A 19,810-nucleotide genomic window follows, 5' to 3' on the forward strand; every position below is an offset into this window, starting at 1 on the left:
GCGCGGGTGTCGACCGGGGTGGTCGCGCGGGTGTCCGCCGGGGACGGGGCGCGGGTGGCCGAGCGGGGCTCCGAAGCAGACGCCGTGGCAGCAGCCCCGGGCGCGGGGGTGCCGGCGGCGGGGGTCCAGGTGCGGCCGGTGTCGTAGTCCTCGTCGAAGGGGTCGACGATGTCGGCGATCTCGCCGAGGTCGCGCAGCAGGCGCTCGAGGCGCGACGGCCCGGCGTTGGGCACGACGCTCGCCAGGACCCACTCGTTTTCGAGCCAGGCGACGCCGACGTCGCCGCCGAGCTGGTCGGCCGCGTCGACGAGCTCCTGGGTGATGACGGCGCGGGCGCCTTCGGAGTCGTCGGCGAAGGCGTAGCGCTGGCCGATCGGGCCGAGCATCTCGGGCATGTTCTCGCGCTGGAACGGCACGCTCGACAGCCACATCTCGACCGGCACGCGGTGCGTCTTGTTGCAGCGCACGGCCACGACCGTCGCCGGGATCTGGCCTTCGGACTCGATGTCGAAGATGAACACCGGGCGGCGGCCGTCGGAGGTGAAGGTGGAGCCCGCGACGACGTTCACGGCCGCGTCGGCGCCGAAGTAGCCGATCGCGCCGCCCGACCACTGCCGGGGCAGCCGCTCGTCCTCCTCCACGAACTGCCAGCCGCGCAACTGGGCCCAGCGCATGCGCTCGCGATTGCGCGAGCCTTCCTTGGCCCGGTCGGCCGCGAGCAGGCCGAGCCCCGCCACCAGCGCGACGGCGGCGATGACGAACCAGATCCACGCCGAGATACCCACGACGGTGAGGGTATCGCTGCTCGGCCGTTACATCCGAACGCCCGCACCGTGTCGGCGCGCCCCTTTCGGGACAGCTCCCCGTGCCGGGTCGACAAATCGGTTAATCTCTGGGCTTTTTCGCGGTTCGCAGACGGTCGAGCGCCGCTTTCACGGTCGCCACGTCGTCCTTGCCCAGCGGCTCGAGCAGGTGCTCCCGCACGGCGGCGGCGTGCACGGGCCGCGCCCGCTCCGCCTCCGCCCGGCCGAACTCCGTGAGCAGGACCTCGACGCCGTCGTCCGCGGGCCGGCGCTCGACGAGCCCGCGCTGCTCCATCCGCGTCAGCTGGTGCGACAGCCGGCTGCGGTGCCAGCCCATCGACTCGGCGAGCTGGTTCTGCCGCAGCCGTCCCGCGTGGTCCGCCAGGCGCGCGAGCACGCCGAAGTCCGGATCGGACAGTCCCGTCGCCGTCGCGATGTCCTCCGCGACGCGGGCGCGCACCGACTCCGCCGCGTGCTTGAACGCGTGCCAGAACTCCAGCTCGTCGCCGGCCAGCCGATCCACAGCGGGTCACTGTACTGCGTCGTTGTCATGACAACACCTTCCGAGGTGCGGTGTTGTCATGACAACACCGACTGCCTCGTGACCGGCGCCGGCAAAGGCATCGGCAAGGCGATCGCGGCCGGCCTGGCCGCCCGCGGTTTCGACGTGTGGCTCGGCCTCCCGCGACCGGTTCCGCGGCACCGCGGCCTCCGTGCAGAGGTCGGCGGTCGCTTCGTCCGGCTCGACGCGGCTTCGGACGAGGAGGTCGCCGCCGCGGTGCGGACGATCGGCTGCCTCGACGTGCTGGTCAACAACACCGGCGCCAACACGGGCTGCCGTCCCAGGAGGACGTCGCCGCGATGCGCCAGGTCTACGAGACCAACGTGTTCGGCATCGTCCGCGTGACCAACGCCTTCCTGCCACTGCTGCGCGAATCGGCCGCCGGCCGCATCTTGATGGTCTCGAGCATGCGCGGCTCCCTCGCCGAGCCGGGCGCGTGGGCCGGGCAGCCGTCGATGCCGTACTCGAGCTCGAAAACCGCACTCAACGCTCTGACCGCCCACTACGCCCACGAACCCAAGGTCAACTCCGCCTGCCCCGGGCACGCGGCCACGGACTTCAACGCCTTCCTTGGCACGCGCACGCCTGAAGAGGGCGCCGTGGCAGCCATCCGGCTCGCCACGGTGGGCCCGGACGGCCCGACGGGCAAGTCTTTCCACGACGGGCGCGAACTCACCCGGTGACGCAATCGGGCCGATCACGACGCGGAGTCCGCGCGAAAGGACCACTCGCCACCGAAACATGGCACGATCGGTCCACTCGCGCCCGCTGCCGAGCACAAACGGTCCACTCGCGCCGCGCCGCGCCGCCGAGTCCGGCCGGTCCACTCGCCGTGCCGCGCGGCACGAGCGGTCCCGTCGCGCACGTCCTTCGGCGCGGTTCGAGCGGCCCTGTCGCGCGATAGCTCCGGCACCAACGGCCCGTTCACGCCACCGAACCCGCGCGAAAGGACCATTCGCCACCGAACGACGGCACGATGGGTCCACTCGCGCCCGCTGCGACGTACGAACGGTCCGCTCGCCGTGCCGCGCGGCACGAGCGGTCCTGTCGCGCACGTCCCTCGGCGCGGTTCGATCGGTCCCGTCGCGCGATAGCTCTGGCACGAATGGGGCCGTTCACCACCCCAAGCCCGTGCGAAAGGACCACTCGCCACCGAAACACCGCACGATCGGCCCACTCACGCTGGCCGCTGAGCGCGAACGGTCCGCTCGCGCCGCGTCGTTGACGCGAATGGTCGACTCGCGCCGCCCTGCTGAGCGCGAACGGTCGACTCGCGTCCCGTCGCCGAGCGCGAACGGTCGACTCGCGTCCCGTCGCCGAGCGCGGCCGGTCCACTCGCGTCCCGCCGGTCAGCGCAATCGGTCCGTGCGCGCGAGCGGTCCCGCCGAGCAACGGGCCGTCAGGTCCGCGCCAGCGGTCCACTCGCGCGGCGGCAGAGGTACCAACTGCCCACTCGCGCCGCCAAGCCCACGCGAAAGGACCATTCGCCCCCAGAGCCGCGGCAACGCTGGCCCCCTCGCTCCCCCAAACGAAACGAACCCCCCGGGCCAGCCCAACCGAACCACCCCACAAACACAGAACAGCCCTCCCACCGAAGTGGAAGGGCCGTTCAGAACCAGCAGCCGTCAGACCCGCTCAACCGTCAGCGTGTCTCCGGCCTCCAGTTGCGGGATGTCCACCCGCACAGTGTCACCATCGCGGATGTCCCCCGACAGCAGCTTCTTCGCCAGCTGGTCACCAATCGCCGACTGCACCAGCCGACGCAACGGCCGGGCCCCGTAGATCGGGTCGAAGCCGTTCAAAGCCAGCCATTCGCGCGCACCGTCGGTGACCTCCAGGTGCAGCCGCCGCTGGGCCAGGCGCGCCGCGAGCCGGGCGACCTGGATATCCACAATGGACGTCAGCTGTTCCGTGCCGAGGGCGTGGAACACCACGATGTCGTCCAGCCGGTTCAGGAACTCCGGCTTGAACTGCCGCTGCACGCTCTCCAGCACCGCGTCGCGACGCTGGTTCTCGTCCAGGGACGGGTCGGCGATGGCCTGGGAGCCGAGGTTCGACGTCAGGATGAGGATGGTGTTGCGGAAGTCCACCGTCCGGCCCTGGCCGTCGGTGAGCCTGCCGTCGTCGAGGACCTGCAGGAGCACGTCGAACACGTCGGGGTGCGCCTTCTCCACCTCGTCGAGCAGCACGACCGTGTAAGGGCGGCGCCGCACGGCCTCGGTGAGCTGGCCGCCCTGGTCGTAGCCGACGTAGCCCGGCGGGGCGCCGACCAGGCGGGCCACCGAGTGCTTCTCGGAGTACTCGCTCATGTCGATGCGCTGCATTGCGCGTTCGTCGTCGAACAGGAATTCGGCCAGGCCCTTCGCCAGCTCCGTCTTGCCGACGCCGGTCGGCCCGAGGAACAGGAACGAACCCGTCGGACGGTCGGGGTCGGCGACACCGGCCCGCGCCCGCCGCACGGCGTCGGACACGACCTGCACGGCCTGTTCCTGCCCGATCACGCGGCGGCCGAGCTCCTCCTCCATACGGAGCAGCTTGCCCGTCTCGCCCTCGAGCAGCCGGCCGGCGGGGATGCCGGTCCACGCGCTGACCACGTCGGCCACGTCGTCCGCGCCGACCTCTTCCTTCAGCATCACGTTCTGCTGGCTGACCTCCGACGCGGCCGTGGCCGCCTCGAACTCCTTCTCCAGCGCCGGGATCCGGCCGTAGCGCAGCTCGGCGGCCTTGCCAAGGTCACCGTCGCGCTCGGCGCGCTCCGACTCGCCGCGCAGCTGCTCCAGCTGCTCCTTGAGCTCGCGGACGCGCTCGATTGAACCCTTCTCATTCTGCCAACGCGCGGTCAACGCGGTCAGCGTCTCCCGCTTCTCCGCCAGCTCGGCGCGCAACGCCGACAGACGCTCCATCGAAGCGGCATCGTCCTCCTTGGACAGTGCCATCTCCTCGATCTCCATGCGCCGCACGGCGCGCTCCACCTCGTCGATCTCGACGGGGCGCGAGTCGATCTCCATGCGCAGCTTGGAGGCGGCCTCGTCGACGAGGTCGATCGCCTTGTCCGGCAGGAACCGCGCGGTGATGTAGCGGTCGGACAACGTCGCGGCGGCCACCAGCGCGGCGTCCGTGATGCGGACACCGTGGTGCACCTCGTAGCGCTCCTTGAGCCCACGCAGGATCGCGATCGTGTCCTCCGGCGACGGCTCGCCCACCAGCACCTGCTGGAAGCGCCGCTCCAGAGCCGCGTCCTTCTCGATGTGCTGGCGGTACTCGTCGAGCGTGGTCGCGCCGACCATCCGCAGCTCACCGCGCGCGAGCATCGGCTTGATCATGTTGCCCGCGTCCATCGCGCCCTCGCCGGTGGCACCGGCGCCGACGATCGTGTGCAGCTCGTCGATGAACGTGATGACCTGGCCGGCCGAGTCCGTGATCTCCTTGAGCACGGCCTTCAGCCGCTCCTCGAACTCGCCGCGGTACTTCGCGCCGGCCACCATGGACCCGAGGTCCAGGGCCACCACGCGCTTGCCCCGCAACGATTCGGGCACGTCACCGGCGACGATGCGCTGGGCCAGGCCCTCGACGATCGCCGTCTTGCCGACGCCCGGCTCACCGATCAGCACCGGGTTGTTCTTGGTCCGCCGCGAAAGCACCTGCACGACACGGCGGATCTCCGTGTCGCGCCCGATGACCGGGTCGAGCTCACCGGCGCGGGCGCGCTCGGTCAGGTCGACGCCGTACTTCTCCAGCGCCTTGAACGTGCTCTCCGGGTCGGCGCTCGTGATGCGCGCCGAACCCCGCACCTTCGCGAACGCCTCCTGCAACGCCTCCGGCGTCGCTCCGTGGCGCTTCAGCAGGTCTGCGACCTGGCCGCCCTCGGTGGCGAGGCCGACGAGCAGGTGCTCGGTCGACACGTACTCGTCACCGAGTTCGGTGGCGAGCTTCTGCGCGTGCGTCAGCGACTTCACGGCGTTCGTGTCGAATTGCGGGCTCGACACGGTGGCGCCCGTCGCGGACGGCAACGCGTGGATGATCGGGTCGAGCTCCTTGTGGACCACCTCCGGGTCGGCCCCGACCGCGGTCAGCAGTGGTGCGGTCAGGCCCTCACCCTGCGCCAGCAGGGCGCCCAGCAGATGGGCGGCCGAAACGTGCGGGTTGCCGGCCATCGTGGCCGCCTGTGCCGCCGACGAGATAGCCTGCTGGGTCTTCGTGGTCGGGTTGAAAGCGTCCATCCCTCACCTCATGCGCTCTGTGAAAAGTCCAGGTGACAGCCCTGACCGAGGACCATCGACTTGTACAACGTCAGAAAACTTGAGTCTGTTCCGCTCAACTCTGAACCGGCGTCACCGCGTCCGCCGGAAGCCTCGGTCCCAGCCTGCCCAGGCCCGCCACGGCGAGGCAAGCGCAGGTGCCGACCAGCACCCAGGGTAACCACGTCGACACGGAGAACAACGCCACTACCGCCGGCGCCAGCACCTGCGCGACGGTGAACGCGTACTGGAACGCAGCCAGGTAGCGGCCCTTCGCTTCCGGCGGGGCCGCGGCCTCGGCGAGCGCGCCCGAGCGCGGCCCGAAAACCAGGTCGCCCGCGGCGTAGACGAGCGTCGCGGCCAGCAGGTATCCCACCTGCCAGCTGCGCGGCACGACCAGCACGCCGAGGCTGACCACGCACCACGCGGCGAAGAGCGCCGAGCCGCCGCGCATCGCCGCGACGCGGTTGAGCCGGCGCGTGAGCCGCAGCGCGACGGTGCCGCCGACGCTGGTGACCACCGTGAGCAGGAACAGGATCGCGCCCGGCAGCCAGCGCGGGCCGTGGAGCAGGTCGAGCACGAACACCGGCGTGCCGATCAGGAAGAAGTCCAGCGACAGCCCGAACATTCCGCTGAACAGGATCAACGCCAGGTACGGCCGGTTGCGGAGCACTCCGCTGCGCGCCTTCGGGTACGACGTGCGTCGCCGCTGCGGCCGCACAACCCCAGCGATGAGGACGGCGGCAACCATGAACGTCACGACGTCCACCGCCAGCGCCACGCTGTACCCGCCGTCGCCGATCCACATCAGGATCCCCGACGACGTCAGCGCGCCCAGCCCGAAACCGCCCGCCCGCACCATGCCGACCTCGGCGAACGGCCGGTCCTTCGGCACGTCGCCGGCGACGTCGGCGATCAGCGCGTAGAGCGAGCTGTAGAAGAGCTGTTGTCCGGCCGTCAGCAGGACCGCCGCCACGACGACCGCGGTGACGCCGTCGGCGATCAGATACGCCGCCGCCCCCGCCGCCTGCAGCAGCTGCGCGCCGACGATCACCGCGCGTGGCCCCGTGCGGTCCACGAGGCGGCCCGCGAGCGGCGGCACGACCAGTCCCGCCACCGTCCCGAGCGTCACGGCCGTGCCCGCCAACGCGAGCGGGACGCCGACCACGCGCGTCACGTAGACCAGCGCCAGCGGCAGGAACAGGCCGGAGCCGAAGTTGTCGATCCCCAGCGCGCACAACAACGCGACCCGGCTCCGCGTCACGTCCTGGACGCTACCGCCGGGGCAGGACCCGAGGTCAGGGCCGGAAGGAGACTTCGCGAGCCGCCGAATGCCACTGGCGGTAGAGCGGGCTCACCCCGAATCGGCGGACGGCGTCCGTCCGGTTGACCGGGGAGGGGTTCCGGGGCGGTCGCTCTAGCTTGCCGGGCATAGGAACTGCTCGCAGGCCACGCCCGACTCCTGAGCCACTCCCGCCCGCAAACGCTTGAGCCCCGGCGTAGGGGGCCGGGGCTCAAGCGTTTCTCCTGGAGGCGCGGAAAGTCAGCCGAGGTTCAACGTGCCGCTGTGGCGGGCGAACTCCGGCTCGGTCTCCAGCACCACGTCGTGGTGGGCCGGGGTGCCGAGGTTCACCGCGAGCGGCTCGGCGTGCGGCGCGTGGCCGTACGCGGTGACCGTCAGCGTGTACGAACCCGCCGGCACGCCGTCGAGGTCGTACGCTCCGGCGCTGCCGCTCAAGCCCGAGGCGACGACCTTGCCGGCGCTGTCGGTGAGCGTCAGGGCCGCACCGGCGACCGCGGCGTGGCGCCCGGCCGTGCGGACGCGGCCGGTGACGCCGCCCGTGCCGCCGAGGAGCAGGTCGTGCCACGCCGGTGTGCCGGTGAGGCGCACCGTGGACACGGCCGGCGGGAGCGAACCGGCCGTCGCGAGCAGCACGTGCTCGCCGGTCGAGCCCGCCGCCAGGGCGAACTCGCCGTTGCGGGCGCTGCGGCCGACGTCGACCTGGCGGCCCGACGCGTCGGTGAGCGTGAGCACGACACCCGAGACGGGGCGGCCGTCGGCGTCGAGGACGCGGCCGCGCAGGGCCGTCATCACGTCGGCCTGAGCCGAGGCCGACGGCGCCACGACCGGAGTGGTGTCGGCGTCGAGAGTCCGGCGCAAGGGGACCTCCTTCATGAGAACCACCGCCAGCAGCGTCACGACGGCGATGAAGCCGGCGAACAGGAACACCGTGCCGGTCGCGTCGCCGAACGCCGCGCGGACGATCGGCTGAAGCGCGGCGGGCAGGCCGTCGATGTCGAAGGTGCCGCCACCGCCGTGCACCGCGTCGCCGGCCGGGAGGCCGAGGCTGGTCAGCGATGACGTGATGTTGGTGGCCACCTTCGCCGACAGCACCGCGCCGAGCGCCGAAACCCCCGCCGCACCGCCGAGCGAGCGGAAGAACGTGACCACCGACGACGAGGAACCCATGTCCTTCATGGCCACGGTGTTCTGCACGACGAGCACCAGGTTCTGCAGGAGGAACCCGAGCCCGATGCCGACCATGGCGAGGTACCCGCCCATCAGCGTCAGGTTCGTCGTGTGATCCACCGTGCTGAGCAGGAAGAGCCCGGCCGGCAGCAAGATCCCGCCGGCGATCATGAACGGCTTCGTTCGGCCCGTGCGCGAGATGACCTGTCCGGCGGTCGTCGACGCGACGGCCAGGCCGAGCACGAGTGGCAGCGTCATCAGGCCCGCGTGCGTCGGCGAGAAGCCGCGTGAGATCTGGTAGTACTGCCCGAGGAAGACCGAACCGCCGAACAGCGCGGTGCCCACGGCCAGCGAGCCGAGCACCGAAAGCGTGAAGGTGCGGTTGCGGAACAGGCGCAGCGGCACCACCGGCTCGGCTGCGCGCGATTCCACGAGCACCGCCAGCGCGAGCGCCACGACAGCGCCGCCGACGTACGCCACGCTCGTCCACGAAGCCCAGGCGAAGGTCGAGCCGGCCAGGGAAACCCAGATCAGCACCAGGGCCACGCCACCGACGAGCAGGGTCGCGCCCAGCCAGTCGATGCGCACCTTGCGCTTGAGCACCGGCAGGTGCAGCGTGCGGCCGAGGACCACGAACGCGATCACGGCGATGGGCACGCAAACCCAGAAGCACCAGCGCCAGCCGAGCGGCGAGTCCACGATCAGGCCGCCGATCAGCGGCCCGGCGGCAGTGGCGACAGCGAAGACCGCGCCCGTGTAGCCCGAGTAGCGGCCGCGTTCGCGCGGGGCGATCATCGCAGCGATCACGACCTGGATCAGTGCCTGGAGGCCACCGAGGCCCACACCCTGCAGCGCGCGGAACGCGATCAGTTCCGGCATCGACTGCGAGATGCCGCCCAGCGCCGAGCCGATCGTGAAGATCACGATCGCCAGCTGGTACAGCAGCTTCTTGCTGAACAGGTCGGACAGCTTGCCCCAGATCGGGGTGGTCGCGGTCGACGTCAGCAACGTCGCGGTGACCACCCACGTGTACTGGCTCTGGGAACCGTGCAGGTCGGCGAGGATGGTCGGCAGCGCGTTGGACACGATCGTCGACGACAGGATCGCCACCAGCAGGGCGAGCAGCAGGCCCGAGAAGGCCTTCATGATCTGCCGGTGGCTCATCTGCTCACCGGCGACTTCGGTACTCACTTGCGTTTGGTCACTTCCCGACTTCCGCTTGGTCCGCGGCGCACTCGGGGGGCCCGAGCACGGTGCGAAGACCGTCGTTCAATTCCGCGAGCCGGGTCGTCAGGTCGGCGATCCGCTCCTCGTCCCAACCACCGAGGGCCTTCTCGAAGAACGCGATGTAGCGATCCCGCCACTTCTCGACCTCGGCGAGGCCCTTCTCGGAGATGCTGATCAGCGACGCGCGCCCGTCCTCCGGGGCGGGGCGGCGGTCGACCAGGCCGGCGGCCTGCAGCTGCGAGATCTGGCGGCTGACCACCGAGAGGTCCACGAGCTTGCGCTTGGCCAGCTCGGAGGGCCGGGCTTCACCGTGCTTCGCGAGGTCCGACAGCAGCATCCCGGCGGCCGGGTGGAGGCCGGGTTCGGCTTCCCAGGCCTGCATGATCCACAGGTGCTGCAGCTGTGAAGCGGACCGGAGCTCGCGCATCAGTTCGACCCTGACGTCGTCGGCAGAGCTCATGGGCTTTCCTCCCGGGCCGGACACTGTTCGAGCGCCCACTTGGTTGTGCCATACAAGTTTATTGTTGATGGTTGCGTAGGGCAACTATCTATTCGGTGACTTGCCCCACGCCCGTCAACCTGCCGGTAACCCGACCGGAGCAACGTTGCTGGCAAAGGGCCGCAGGGCGGCTACTCTGCGGACGAGCCGCAGTCAGGGGACGCAACGACAACGTCCTGAAGACTATTGAGGGGAACGAGGTGGGACAGTGGTGAATTCCCTCGGCACCGACCGCAGAGGCCGGCCCGAGCCGGAGTGCCGCCACAGGCCCGCCACTCGCCCGTGATCGCTCCGCCTGAGTCCCCGAACCGCCCCCGACCTGCGAACGACACTCGATGACAGCCGATTCGATCAGCCCGATCCCCCGCTCGGCGGCGCCGCGCGAGACGCCTGCCGCCGTGGCCGCGATGGTGCGGCTGATCCGTGACACGTGGGCGATGTCCGAGCCCTTCATCCCGGAGATCTCGCAGTTCTTCTACGGGATGCTGTTCACGCTCGCCCCGGTCACGCGCGACTTCTTCCCCATCAACATGGAGGTGCAGCGCGGGCGGCTCGTGCGCGCTCTGGTGCACATCGTGCAGATGGTGGACCGGCCCGACGACCTCGTGCCGTTCCTGCGCCAGCTCGGGCGCGACCACCGCAAGTTCGGCGTGATCCCGCGGCATTACGAGGCCGTGGGCACGGCGCTGCTGGCCGCGTTGAAGAACCACCTCGGACCTCAGTGGACCGCGCCGGTGGAGCGGGCGTGGGCCGAGGCGTTCACGATCGTCGCGCGCGCGATGCAGGAGGCCGCGGCCGCCGACGTGAACCCGGCATCGTGGCACGCGACCGTGGTCGAGCACCGGCGGTTGACGTGGGACCTGGCGCTGGTGCGGCTGCTGCCCGAGCAGCCCGTGCCGTACCTGCCGGGGCAGTACATGAGCGTGGAGGTGCCGCAGCGGCCTCGGCTGTGGCGCTACCTCTCGCCGGCCAATGCGCCGCGAGAGGACGGCGGCATCGAGTTCCACGTGCGCGCCGTCGACGGTGGCTGGGTCTCGCGCGCGATCGTGAGCCACACGCAGCCCGGGGATGTCTGGCGGCTCGGCCCGCCGCTGGGGCGTATGGCCGTGGACCGCGAACGGTCCCGCGGTGTCGTGATGGTCGCGGGCGGAACCGGTGTCGCGCCGTTGCGCTCCATTCTCGACCACCTGGCGATGTGGGGCGAGAACCCCAAGACGCGGCTGTTCTACGGCGGGCCGGCGCGGGAGGACCTCTACGACCTCGAGGAGCTGCGCGCGCTGTCGTCCACGAACCCGTGGCTGACCGTGGTCCCGGTCGTCGAACGCGGCGACCATCTGCCCGGTTGCGAGCAGGGGACCTTGGCGGAAGCGGTTACGCGGTACGGAGCTTGGCCCGACCACGACATCCTCGTGTCGGGTTCTCCCTCGATGATTCGCGCGACGGTTTCCCGCATGTTGGTCGCCGGCAGCGTGCTGGGCCAGATCCAGTACGACCCGTTCACCATCGACTGATCCGCGGTGGGCGGTTATCGGCCCACGAAAAGCGTTCTCTGCCAAGGGAAACCGCCGAAGATCCTTTTTACAGAGCGCCAGATCGGGTTTACCAGCAGTGTTGAGAATTGCTCCGTTCGAGCGGGAACGGCGTTAACTACACCCGTTTTTCTCCAGTGGCGCCTACAGTCGGGATTCCTCGGGGGCGGCACGCGTACGCAAAGCCGCGTGAACACTGAAACCGCTTGGCATGACTGGAGAAAACCGTTCCCGATGAGTGCTGAATCCGTGAAGATCGATCTTGCTCCCGCCGCGGTACGCAGACCACTGCCCGGTTCCGAGACGGCGCGGGTGATCCGCGAGAGTTTCGCACTGGTGGAACCGAAGGCCGAGGAGCTGGCGCAGTACTTCTACGGGGCGCTGTTCGTGGTCGCGCCGGATGCCCGAGATCTGTTCCCGGTGACGATGACCACACAGCGGAGCAGATTGTTGCGGGCGCTCGTGTACGTGGTGCAGATGGTGGACAGACCTGACGAACTCACCACGTTCCTCGGTCAACTGGGCCGCGACCACCGGAAGTTCGACGTGGTGACGCGTCACTACGACGCCGTCGGAACCGCGTTGATCAGCGCGATGAAACGGTTTCTCGGCAAAGGGTGGACGCCCGAGGTGGAAACGGCGTGGACGTCGGCGTACCAGTTGATCTCCGAGACGATGCGCAAAGCCGCGGCGCAGGAGACGGGGCCCGCGTCGTGGAGCGGCACGGTGCTGGAGCACCGGAAACTCTCGGCTGACGTCGCCCTGGTGCGCGTGCGTACGGAGCAGCTGCTGCCGTACCGCTCCGGCGGCTACGTGAGCGTCGAGGTGCCGCAGCGGCCGCGGCTGTGGCGGTACCTGTCCATGGCGACGGCGCCGCGCGACGACGGCCTGCTCACCTTCCACGTGCGCGCGGTCGCCGGCGGGTGGGTCTCGCGGGCGATCGTGAACCACACGCACGCCGGCGACGTCTGGCGGCTGGGACCTTCATTGGGCGCGCTGTCCGTCGTGCCGACCGCCGACCAGCGGCCGCTGCTGATGATCGCGGGCGGCACCGGCGTCGCGCCGCTGATGGCGATCCTCGACGACTTGTCCCGCTGGAAGCGCAACCCGCCCGTCCACCTCTTCTTCGGCGGCCGCAAGCCCGGCGATCTGTACGCGCTCGACGAGCTGCGCCGCCTGGCCGTCACATCGCCGTGGCTCACCGTCACCCCCGTCACCGAACAGGGCGCCGTCCCCGGCGGCGACCGGGGGACGCTGGCCACGGCGGTGACGCAGCGTGGCGCCTGGAAGGACCGCGAGGTGCTGGTGGCGGGCTCACCGGACATGATCCGCGGCACGATCGCGAAACTGCTGGCCGCGGGAGTGGACCTCGAGCGAATCCGGTATGACCCGTTCACCTTGGACTAATGTGCTGGTCCATGGAGATCACGATCCCCACCCCGGCCGGCGACATCGACGGCTACCTGGCAACACCGGCCGGCCCCGGCCCCTTCCCCGCCGTCGTGATCATCCACGACGCCATCGGCCTGACCAAGGACGCGCGCAACATCACCGACCGCTTCGCCGCGGCGGGTTACCTGGCGCTCAGCCCGAACCTGTATTCGCGCGGCGGCATGTTCCGCTGCGTGCGGCAGGTCTTCAAGGACATGTTCGCGCGTAGCGGCCGCGCCTTCGACGACATCGAGGCAGCGCGCGTGCTGGTGTCTTCGCGGGACGACTGCTCCGGAAAGGTCGGCATCGCCGGCTATTGCCTGGGCGGCGGCTTCGCGCTGGTGGCGGCTTCACGGTCGTTCGACGTTTCGGCGCCGTACTACGGCCAGCTGCCGAAGGATTTGTCCGTTTTGGACGATGCTTGCCCGGTGGTGGCGAGCTTCGGCCGCCGAGACCCCTCGCTGCGCGGCGCGGCCGCGAAGCTCTCGACGGCCCTGACGGAACGCAACGTGCCGCACGACGTGAAGGAATACCCCGACGCGGGGCACAGCTTCGCGAACAAGATGGGCCCAGCCCCGGTGGCGGCCTTCGCGAAGGTGGTGGGGTTCGGGTACCACGAACCTTCGGACCGCGACGCTTGGCAACGCGTGATGACGTTCTTCGGGGAGTACCTGAAACCGCCGTCGGAAGCCTGACGCTGCCTGGCTTCATTGCTGCACGAAAGGTCCCCACGCGGCCGCGAACTCGACGCGAATGGACCACTCGCGCACGGTTGACGGGCGCCAATGGCCCAGTCGCGTCCGCGCCCCGCGGCCAGGGGACCGCTCGCGCCGCAGACGGTGTGCGACGGGACCTCCCTGCACCGCCGACAGAGCTCGAAAGGGCCGGCCGCGGATCAACGCGAAGGGACCGCTCGCAACCACGGCACCGGAGCGAAAGGTCCCCTCGCGCAGGCTCGCGGGGTATGAACCGGTCCACTCGCGCGCTTCAGCAGAACCCGCCCGCCTCCACACGGCGCGACGGGACCAATCGCAGACCTTCAACTGGCGCCAACGGTCCACTCGCATCCGCACCCCGTGGCGAGAGGTCCGCTTGCGCCGCAGATGGCGGGCGATGGGACCGCCTGCGCCGCCGGCAGGGTGCGAAGGGTCCGCGCTTGCCGAGCAGTGCGGTGGTGGCGAGGGGACCGCGCGCGCCGCAGATGGCGGGCGATGGGGCCGCCTGCGCCGCCGGAAGAGTGCGAGGGGACCGCTGTGCCGAGTAGTGCGGCGGTGGCGAGGGGACCGTTTGCACCGCCGGAAGAGTGCGAGGGGACCGCTCGTGCCGGGCAGTGCGGCGGTGGCGAGGGGACCGTTTGCACCGCCGGAAGAGCGCGAGGGGACCGCTCGCGCCGCACACGGCGGGCGATGGGGCCGCCTGCGTCGCCGGCGGGGCGCGAAGGGTTCCCTCGTGCCGAGCGGTGCGGTGGTGGCGAGGGACCGCTCGCGCCGCAGATGGCGCGCGGTGGGACCGCTTGCGCCGCCGGGAGAGTGCGAGGGAACCGCTCGCGCCGCACACGGCGGGCGATGGGACCTCCTGCATCGCCGGCAGGGTGCGAAGGGTCCCCTCGTGCCGAGCACTGCGGCGCGAGAGGTCCAGTCGCGTACCTGCCACGGCGCGAATGGACCACTCGCAGGCCCGCCTGGGAGCGAAAGGGCCACTCGCGCCGCTGTCAGCGCGCGAAGGGACCGGTCGCGGACCGAAACGAGAGGACCGCGCGCAACCGCGGCCACCCGCGCAACCGCGCCCAGACGCGAAACAGCCCCTCCACCACCGAACCCGGTGACAAAGGGGCTGTCCCACAAAAACCTCAGCGGCGCTTCGGCTTCCACACCACCAAAGACGTCTGCTGCCTCATCGGCACCAGGTCCTTCCGGTACGAAGCGTGCACCGCCGCGGCGGCTTGTTCGGCGGCGGCGTACGCGGACGCCAGCTCCTCGGTCAGCTCGTGCACCCGCGCCCGCAGGGCGTCGACCTGGTTTTCCAGCTCGATGATCCGCTTGACGCCCGCCAGGTTGACCCCGTCCTCCTGCGAGAGGCGCTGGACCTCGCGCAGGAGGGCGATGTCGCGCATGGAGTAGCGCCGGCCGCCGCCGGAGGTGCGGCCCGGGGAGACCAGGCCCTGGCGGTCGTAGGAGCGCAGGGTTTGCGCGTGGAGGCCCGAGAGCTGGGCTGCCACGGAGATCACGAACACGGGGGTGTCCTCGTCCGCGCCGTGCGGGAGTCCCGGGATTCCGCCGAACATCACCCTCACCTGCCTTCGAGCAGCTCGGTCACCTCAGGCCGCGGGTCGTGGCCCTTCATCGCCTCCGCGTAGGCCTCGAGGGCCTCGCGCGCCTTGTCGTCCAGCTTGGCGGGGACCGACGGCTGCAGGGTCACGAGCAGATCACCCTGCGAACCGTCCCGCTTCTGAATGCCCTTCCCGCGCACACGCAACACTCGGCCACTCGCGGTACCCGCGGGCACCTTCAACGACACCTTGCCCTCGAGCGTCGGCACCGTGATCGTGGTGCCCAGCGCGAGCTCGGTGAAGTCGACCGGCACGGTCAGGGTCAGGTCGAGGTCCTTGCGCCCGAACAGCTTGTGCGGTGCCACGTGCACGCGCACGTACAGGTCACCGGCCTGCGCGCCACCGCGGCCGGGTTCGCCCTGGCCCGCCAACCGGATCCGCTGGTCGTCGTCGACGCCCGGCGGGATGCGCACGGTCAGCGTGCGGGTGCGGGTGCTGATGCCTTCGCCGCGGCACTCCGGGCACGGGTCGTCGATGATCTGGCCGCGGCCGCGGCAGTCGCGGCACGGCTCGGAGAACGCGAACGCACCCTGGCTGCGGCTGACGAGACCCGAACCGCCACACGTCGGGCACTGGCGCGGCGACGTGCCCGGCTTCGCGCCGTTGCCGCCACACGTCGAACACGTCGCGGGGCTCGACAGCCGCAGCGGCAGGGTCGCGCCCTTGACCGCCTCGGTGAAGTCGATCCGCACGTCGGTCTCGACGTCGGCGCCGCGCTGCGGCCGGTTGGCCGACGCGGCCCCGCCGGCCCGGCCCTGACGGCCGAAAATGCCGCCCAGGATGTCGCCGAGCCCGCCGAAACCGCCCTGCTGGGCAGCGCCGGCCTGGCCGAAGATGTCGCCCATGTCGAAGCTGCCCGTACCGCCGGCGCCACCCGGGAACCCGCCGAAACCACCGGAGCCGAAAAGGCGCTGGGCCTCGTCGTACTCCTTGCGCTTGGCCGGGTCGGACAGCACGCCGTACGCCTCGGACACGGCCTTGAACTTGTTCTCGGCCGTGGTGTTGCCCGAGTTGGCGTCCGGGTGGTTCTCCTTGGCCAGCTTGCGATACGCCTTCTTGATCTCGTCCGCAGTGGCGTCGGAGGAGACACCCAGCTCTTTGTAGAAGTCCTTGCCCATCCACTCCCGAGCACTCATCGGGTGCCTCCTCCTTTCGCTACGAAACGGTTGTTACTGCTGGTTCGGCTCATCGATCGACCCGTCCAGCGGCAGCTCGCCGCCGACGGGCGGGTCGACCGGTGCCGCGGCCGGCTCGTGGTCGGTGACCCCGACCAGCGCCGCCCGCAGGACCCGGTCGCCGAAGCGGTAACCGCGGCGCATGACCACGGTGACCGTCGGACCAGCCACGTCCGGCGAGGTGTTGTGCTGCACGGCCTCGTGCACGCTCGGGTCGAAGGGTTCGCCCTCCGCGCCGAACGACTCGAGACCGGCGCGCTGCAAGCCGCTCACCAGCTTGTCGCCGACCGCCTTGAACGCACCGGTGAGGTCACCGTGCTGCTCCGCTCGCTCGAGGTCGTCGAGCAGAGGGAGCAGCTCGCCGACCACCGACGCCTTGGCGCCCAGCACCACGGCCTCGCGGTCGCGGTCCACGCGCTTGCGGTAGTTGGCGTACTCCGCCTGCAGGCGCTGCAGGTCGGCCGTGCGCTCGGCCAGCTGCTTCTCGACGTCGGACGCGACCGTGACCGCGTCGTCCACCGAGTCGCCGAGCGAGGGGCCCGCGTGGTGCGCGGGCGCCTCGTCGACCTGAACTTCTTCCGGGGCAGGAGGACGAACCTCACCGGTCTGCGGGTCGACCCGCCGCCGGTCACGCACGACCACCGGTTCCTCGGGGCCCCGGCCCTCGGCTTCGGAGTGTCGTGGGGTCACTTCTTCTCGTCCTCTTCCACGATCTCGGCGTCGACCACGTCATCGGCCTTGTCCTGCGCCCCACCGGCGGAACCGGCGTCGGCACCCGGAGCGGCACCGTCGGCACCGGCGTTCGCACCCTGGTTGGCGTAGAGCGCGGTGCCCAGCTCCTGCGAAGCCGTGTTCAGCTTCTCGATGGACTCGCGGATCTTGGCCGAGTCGGTGCCCTTGAGCGCCTCGTTGGCCTCGTCGATGGCGGTCTTGACCTTGCCCTTGAGCTCCTCGGGCAGCTTGTCCTCGTTGTCCTTGACGAACTTCTCGGTCTGGTAGACGAGAGTCTCCGCCTGGTTGCGGGTCTCCGCTTCCTCGCGGCGCTTCTTGTCTTCCTCGGCGTGGGCCTCGGCGTCCTTGACCATGCGGTCGATGTCGTCCTTCGGCAGCGCGGAGCCACCGGTGATCGTCATCGACTGCTCCTTGTTCGTGCCCAGGTCCTTCGCGGTCACGTGCACGATGCCGTTGGCGTCGATGTCGAAGGTGACCTCGATCTGCGGCACGCCACGCGGGGCCGGCGGAAGACCGGTCAGCTCGAACATGCCGAGCTTCTTGTTGTGCGCCGCGATCTCGCGCTCACCCTGGAACACCTGGATCTGCACCGACGGCTGGTTGTCGTCCGCGGTGGAGAAGATCTCCGAACGCTTGGTCGGGATCGTGGTGTTGCGCTCGATGAGCTTGGTGAACACGCCACCCTTGGTCTCGATGCCCAGCGAAAGCGGGGTCACGTCCAGCAGCAGGACGTCCTTGACCTCACCCTTGAGCACACCGGCCTGCAGCGCGGCACCCACGGCCACGACCTCGTCCGGGTTCACGCCCTTGTTCGGCTCGCGCCCGCCGGTCAGCTCCTTGACCAGGTCCGACACGGCCGGCATGCGGGTAGAACCACCCACGAGCACGACGTGGTCGATGTCGCCGACGGCGATGCCCGCGTCGCGGATCACGTTGTTGAACGGGTTGCGGGTGCGCTCGAGCAGGTCCGCGGTGATCTTCTGGAACTCGGCGCGCGAGAGCTGCTCGTCGAGGAACAGCGGGTTCTTGTCCGCGTCGACCGTGATGTAGGGCAGGTTGATGCCGGCGGAGTTGGAGCTCGACAGCTCGATCTTCGCCTTCTCGGCCGCCTCGCGGATGCGCTGCAGGGCCATCTTGTCCTTGGTCAGGTCGATGCCGTTGGAGGCCTTGAACTTGTCGACCAGCCACTTGACGATGCGCTCGTCCCAGTCGTCACCACCGAGGTGGTTGTCACCGGAAGTCGCACGCACCTCGACGACACCCTCGCCGATCTCCAGCAGCGACACGTCGAACGTACCGCCACCGAGGTCGAAGACCAGGATGGTCTGTTCCTTCTCGCCCTTGTCCAGGCCGTACGCCAGCGCGGCGGCGGTCGGCTCGTTGACGATGCGGAGCACGTTCAGGCCGGCGATCTGCCCGGCCTCCTTGGTGGCCTGCCGCTGGGCGTCCTCGAAGTACGCCGGCACGGTGATCACCGCGTCGGTGATCTCCTCGCCCAGGTACGACTCGGCGTCGCGCTTCAGCTTCATCAGCACGCGCGCGCTGATCTCCTGCGGCGTGTAGTTCTTGCCGTCGATCTCGGTGTTCCAGTCGGTACCGATGTGCCGCTTGACGGACCGGATGGTGCGGTCGACGTTCGTGACGGCCTGGTTCTTCGCCGACTGACCGGTGAGCACTTCACCGTTCTTGGCGAACGCGACGATGGACGGGGTGGTCCGGGAGCCTTCCGAGTTGGCGATGACCGTCGGCTCGCCGCCCTCAAGGACGGCTACGACCGAGTTGGTCGTGCCGAGGTCGATGCCGACCGCTCGCGCCATGGTGCTTCCTCCTGTGTTGGCAGCTCTACTGCTATGTTCGTGACCTGCACGTTTCGGGTCCGCCTTGAGCGGACCCCTGGCAAGTTCTATCGGTCTCCCGCGAGCTTCGTCAAGCCAGACTTGAGTCAGCTGCACTCAACCTTCGTATCAGCCTAACGACGGGGTAGTGGCTCTTGTTCCCGGGCTCACCGGCAGATCGTGCCGCGAGGGGGTGTGAGGCCGCTCACCAGGTACTTCGTCTCCGCCGCTCGCGCGCACGCGGAGTTCAGCAGGCCGGTGTGGCCGTCGTCGAGGCGCGTCAGCAGCACCGAGTTCTCGACGTCCGCCGCGAGCCCCCTGGCCCACGCCAGCGGCGTCGCCGGGTCGTGGGCACCGCCGACGACGAGGATCGGTGGAGCGCCGTGCACCCGCTCGGGGTGCGGCGGGTTCCGAGCCGGCAGCGGCCAGCCCGCGCACCCGCTCGCGAAGTCCCACCACTCCGAGTAGCGCCAGCTGTGCGGGGCGACCGTCTTGACCACGGCAGCCGTCGCGCGCAGGTCCGCGACGCCGGTGAAGGGCGACGGGAAGTCCTGGCAGCCGATGGCCCGGTACATGCCGTAGCTCGGGGAGAAGAACTGCGCCGCCGAGGTCAGCTGGGCGGCGTCCGTGCTCGCGGCGGCCAGCGCGCGGCCGAGCTCGGGCCACTGGTCCCTTATGTAGAGGTAGCCGTAGACACCCGAAGCCGGCTCTTCGCCGGTGGCCGCGCACCCGAGGCCGCTGGACCAGACTCCGTGGGCGAGCAGGTCGTCGTAGCGGGCCAGCACGTCCTGGCCGTGAAGCGCGCAGTCGTCGACCCGAACACCACGACGCGAACCGCACAAGCGAGTCCTCCGTCGCTGCCGCCTCTTCCAACATCGACTGCCGCGCCGACCGACGTGGTCGAGCGCACCGCACTCGGCCTCGATCCGCCAGGTGCGCGGCTTGGCCATGGAAGTGGTTGTCAGCGCAGGAGTAGATAC

At 70.1% G+C, this 19,810-nt stretch carries 15 protein-coding genes and 1 pseudogene; 5 read left to right on the top strand and 11 right to left on the bottom strand.

Going from position 1 to position 19,810, the window contains the following annotated elements:
- Positions 1–140: 140 nt before the first annotated feature.
- Both AB0M56_RS00960 and AB0M56_RS00965 read right to left on the bottom strand, forming a co-directional pair.
- Positions 141–785 (bottom strand): annotated as a pseudogene (locus tag AB0M56_RS00960) (hypothetical protein); the annotation flags it as partial.
- Positions 786–885: 100 nt separating this feature from the next.
- Positions 886–1,326, bottom strand: coding sequence for a MarR family transcriptional regulator (locus AB0M56_RS00965; protein ID WP_364169467.1), 441 nt, complete (start codon positions 1,324–1,326; stop codon positions 886–888).
- 27 nt (positions 1,327–1,353) lie between these two features.
- Between AB0M56_RS00965 and AB0M56_RS00970 the strand changes: the two genes are divergently transcribed.
- Both AB0M56_RS00970 and AB0M56_RS00975 read left to right on the top strand, forming a co-directional pair.
- Positions 1,354–1,710: an SDR family NAD(P)-dependent oxidoreductase gene (locus tag AB0M56_RS00970; protein WP_364169469.1), complete on the top strand. Its 357-nt coding sequence runs from the start codon at positions 1,354–1,356 to the stop codon at positions 1,708–1,710.
- Positions 1,665–2,048, top strand: a complete 384-nt coding sequence (locus tag AB0M56_RS00975) for an SDR family NAD(P)-dependent oxidoreductase (RefSeq protein ID WP_364169472.1) — start codon at positions 1,665–1,667, stop codon at positions 2,046–2,048. Before AB0M56_RS00970 ends, AB0M56_RS00975 begins: the two co-directional genes overlap by 46 nt.
- A gap of 942 nt (positions 2,049–2,990) precedes the next feature.
- Here AB0M56_RS00975 and clpB read toward each other — a convergent pair.
- The 4 genes from clpB to AB0M56_RS00995 form a co-directional block, all read right to left on the bottom strand.
- Entirely contained in the window at positions 2,991–5,585 is a 2,595-nt protein-coding gene (gene clpB, locus AB0M56_RS00980; RefSeq protein ID WP_364169475.1) for an ATP-dependent chaperone ClpB, read from the bottom strand.
- Positions 5,586–5,679: 94 nt separating this feature from the next.
- Positions 5,680–6,867 carry an MFS transporter gene (locus AB0M56_RS00985; protein ID WP_364169478.1) on the bottom strand — a complete coding sequence of 396 codons (1,188 nt, stop codon included), beginning with the start codon at positions 6,865–6,867 and terminating at the stop codon, positions 5,680–5,682.
- 279 nt (positions 6,868–7,146) lie between these two features.
- Positions 7,147–9,237: an MFS transporter gene (locus AB0M56_RS00990; protein WP_364170704.1), complete on the bottom strand. Its 2,091-nt coding sequence runs from the start codon at positions 9,235–9,237 to the stop codon at positions 7,147–7,149.
- 37 nt (positions 9,238–9,274) lie between these two features.
- A complete protein-coding gene (locus AB0M56_RS00995; RefSeq protein ID WP_364169481.1) occupies positions 9,275–9,760 on the bottom strand; it encodes a MarR family winged helix-turn-helix transcriptional regulator in 486 nt (161 codons plus the stop codon).
- A 374-nt stretch (positions 9,761–10,134) separates the two neighbouring features.
- Between AB0M56_RS00995 and AB0M56_RS01000 the strand changes: the two genes are divergently transcribed.
- From AB0M56_RS01000 to AB0M56_RS01010, 3 genes are all read left to right on the top strand, one after another.
- A complete protein-coding gene (locus tag AB0M56_RS01000) occupies positions 10,135–11,310 on the top strand; it encodes a globin domain-containing protein (protein ID WP_220245241.1) in 1,176 nt (391 codons plus the stop codon).
- A gap of 252 nt (positions 11,311–11,562) precedes the next feature.
- Positions 11,563–12,735, top strand: coding sequence for a globin domain-containing protein (locus AB0M56_RS01005; RefSeq protein WP_364169484.1), 1,173 nt, complete (start codon positions 11,563–11,565; stop codon positions 12,733–12,735).
- Positions 12,736–12,746: 11 nt separating this feature from the next.
- Positions 12,747–13,454, top strand: coding sequence for a dienelactone hydrolase family protein (locus AB0M56_RS01010; protein WP_364169487.1), 708 nt, complete (start codon positions 12,747–12,749; stop codon positions 13,452–13,454).
- 1,154 nt (positions 13,455–14,608) lie between these two features.
- On the opposite strand, the gene AB0M56_RS01015 is transcribed toward AB0M56_RS01010, so the two are convergent.
- The 5 genes from AB0M56_RS01015 to AB0M56_RS01035 all read right to left on the bottom strand — a co-directional run bounded on the left by AB0M56_RS01015 (position 14,609) and on the right by AB0M56_RS01035 (position 19,672).
- Positions 14,609–15,043 (bottom strand): helix-turn-helix transcriptional regulator, encoded by a 435-nt coding sequence (locus tag AB0M56_RS01015; protein WP_220245238.1) that lies wholly within the window; start codon positions 15,041–15,043, stop codon positions 14,609–14,611.
- Positions 15,044–15,048: 5 nt separating this feature from the next.
- Complete coding sequence (dnaJ, locus tag AB0M56_RS01020; RefSeq protein ID WP_364169490.1) at positions 15,049–16,224, bottom strand: molecular chaperone DnaJ; 1,176 nt, start codon at positions 16,222–16,224, stop codon at positions 15,049–15,051.
- 33 nt (positions 16,225–16,257) lie between these two features.
- The gene (gene grpE / locus AB0M56_RS01025) at positions 16,258–16,953 is read right to left on the bottom strand and encodes a nucleotide exchange factor GrpE (RefSeq protein WP_364169492.1); all 696 of its coding nucleotides are present in this window, start codon (positions 16,951–16,953) and stop codon (positions 16,258–16,260) included.
- Complete coding sequence (gene dnaK / locus AB0M56_RS01030; RefSeq protein WP_364169495.1) at positions 16,950–18,812, bottom strand: molecular chaperone DnaK; 1,863 nt, start codon at positions 18,810–18,812, stop codon at positions 16,950–16,952. Before dnaK ends, grpE begins: the two co-directional genes overlap by 4 nt.
- 185 nt (positions 18,813–18,997) lie before the next feature.
- A complete protein-coding gene (locus AB0M56_RS01035; RefSeq protein WP_364169498.1) occupies positions 18,998–19,672 on the bottom strand; it encodes an alpha/beta hydrolase in 675 nt (224 codons plus the stop codon).
- Between the last annotated feature and the right edge of the window lie 138 nt (positions 19,673–19,810).

It is taken from the genome of Amycolatopsis sp. NPDC051372, assembly GCF_040682095.1.
GTDB lineage: Bacteria > Actinomycetota > Actinomycetes > Mycobacteriales > Pseudonocardiaceae > Amycolatopsis.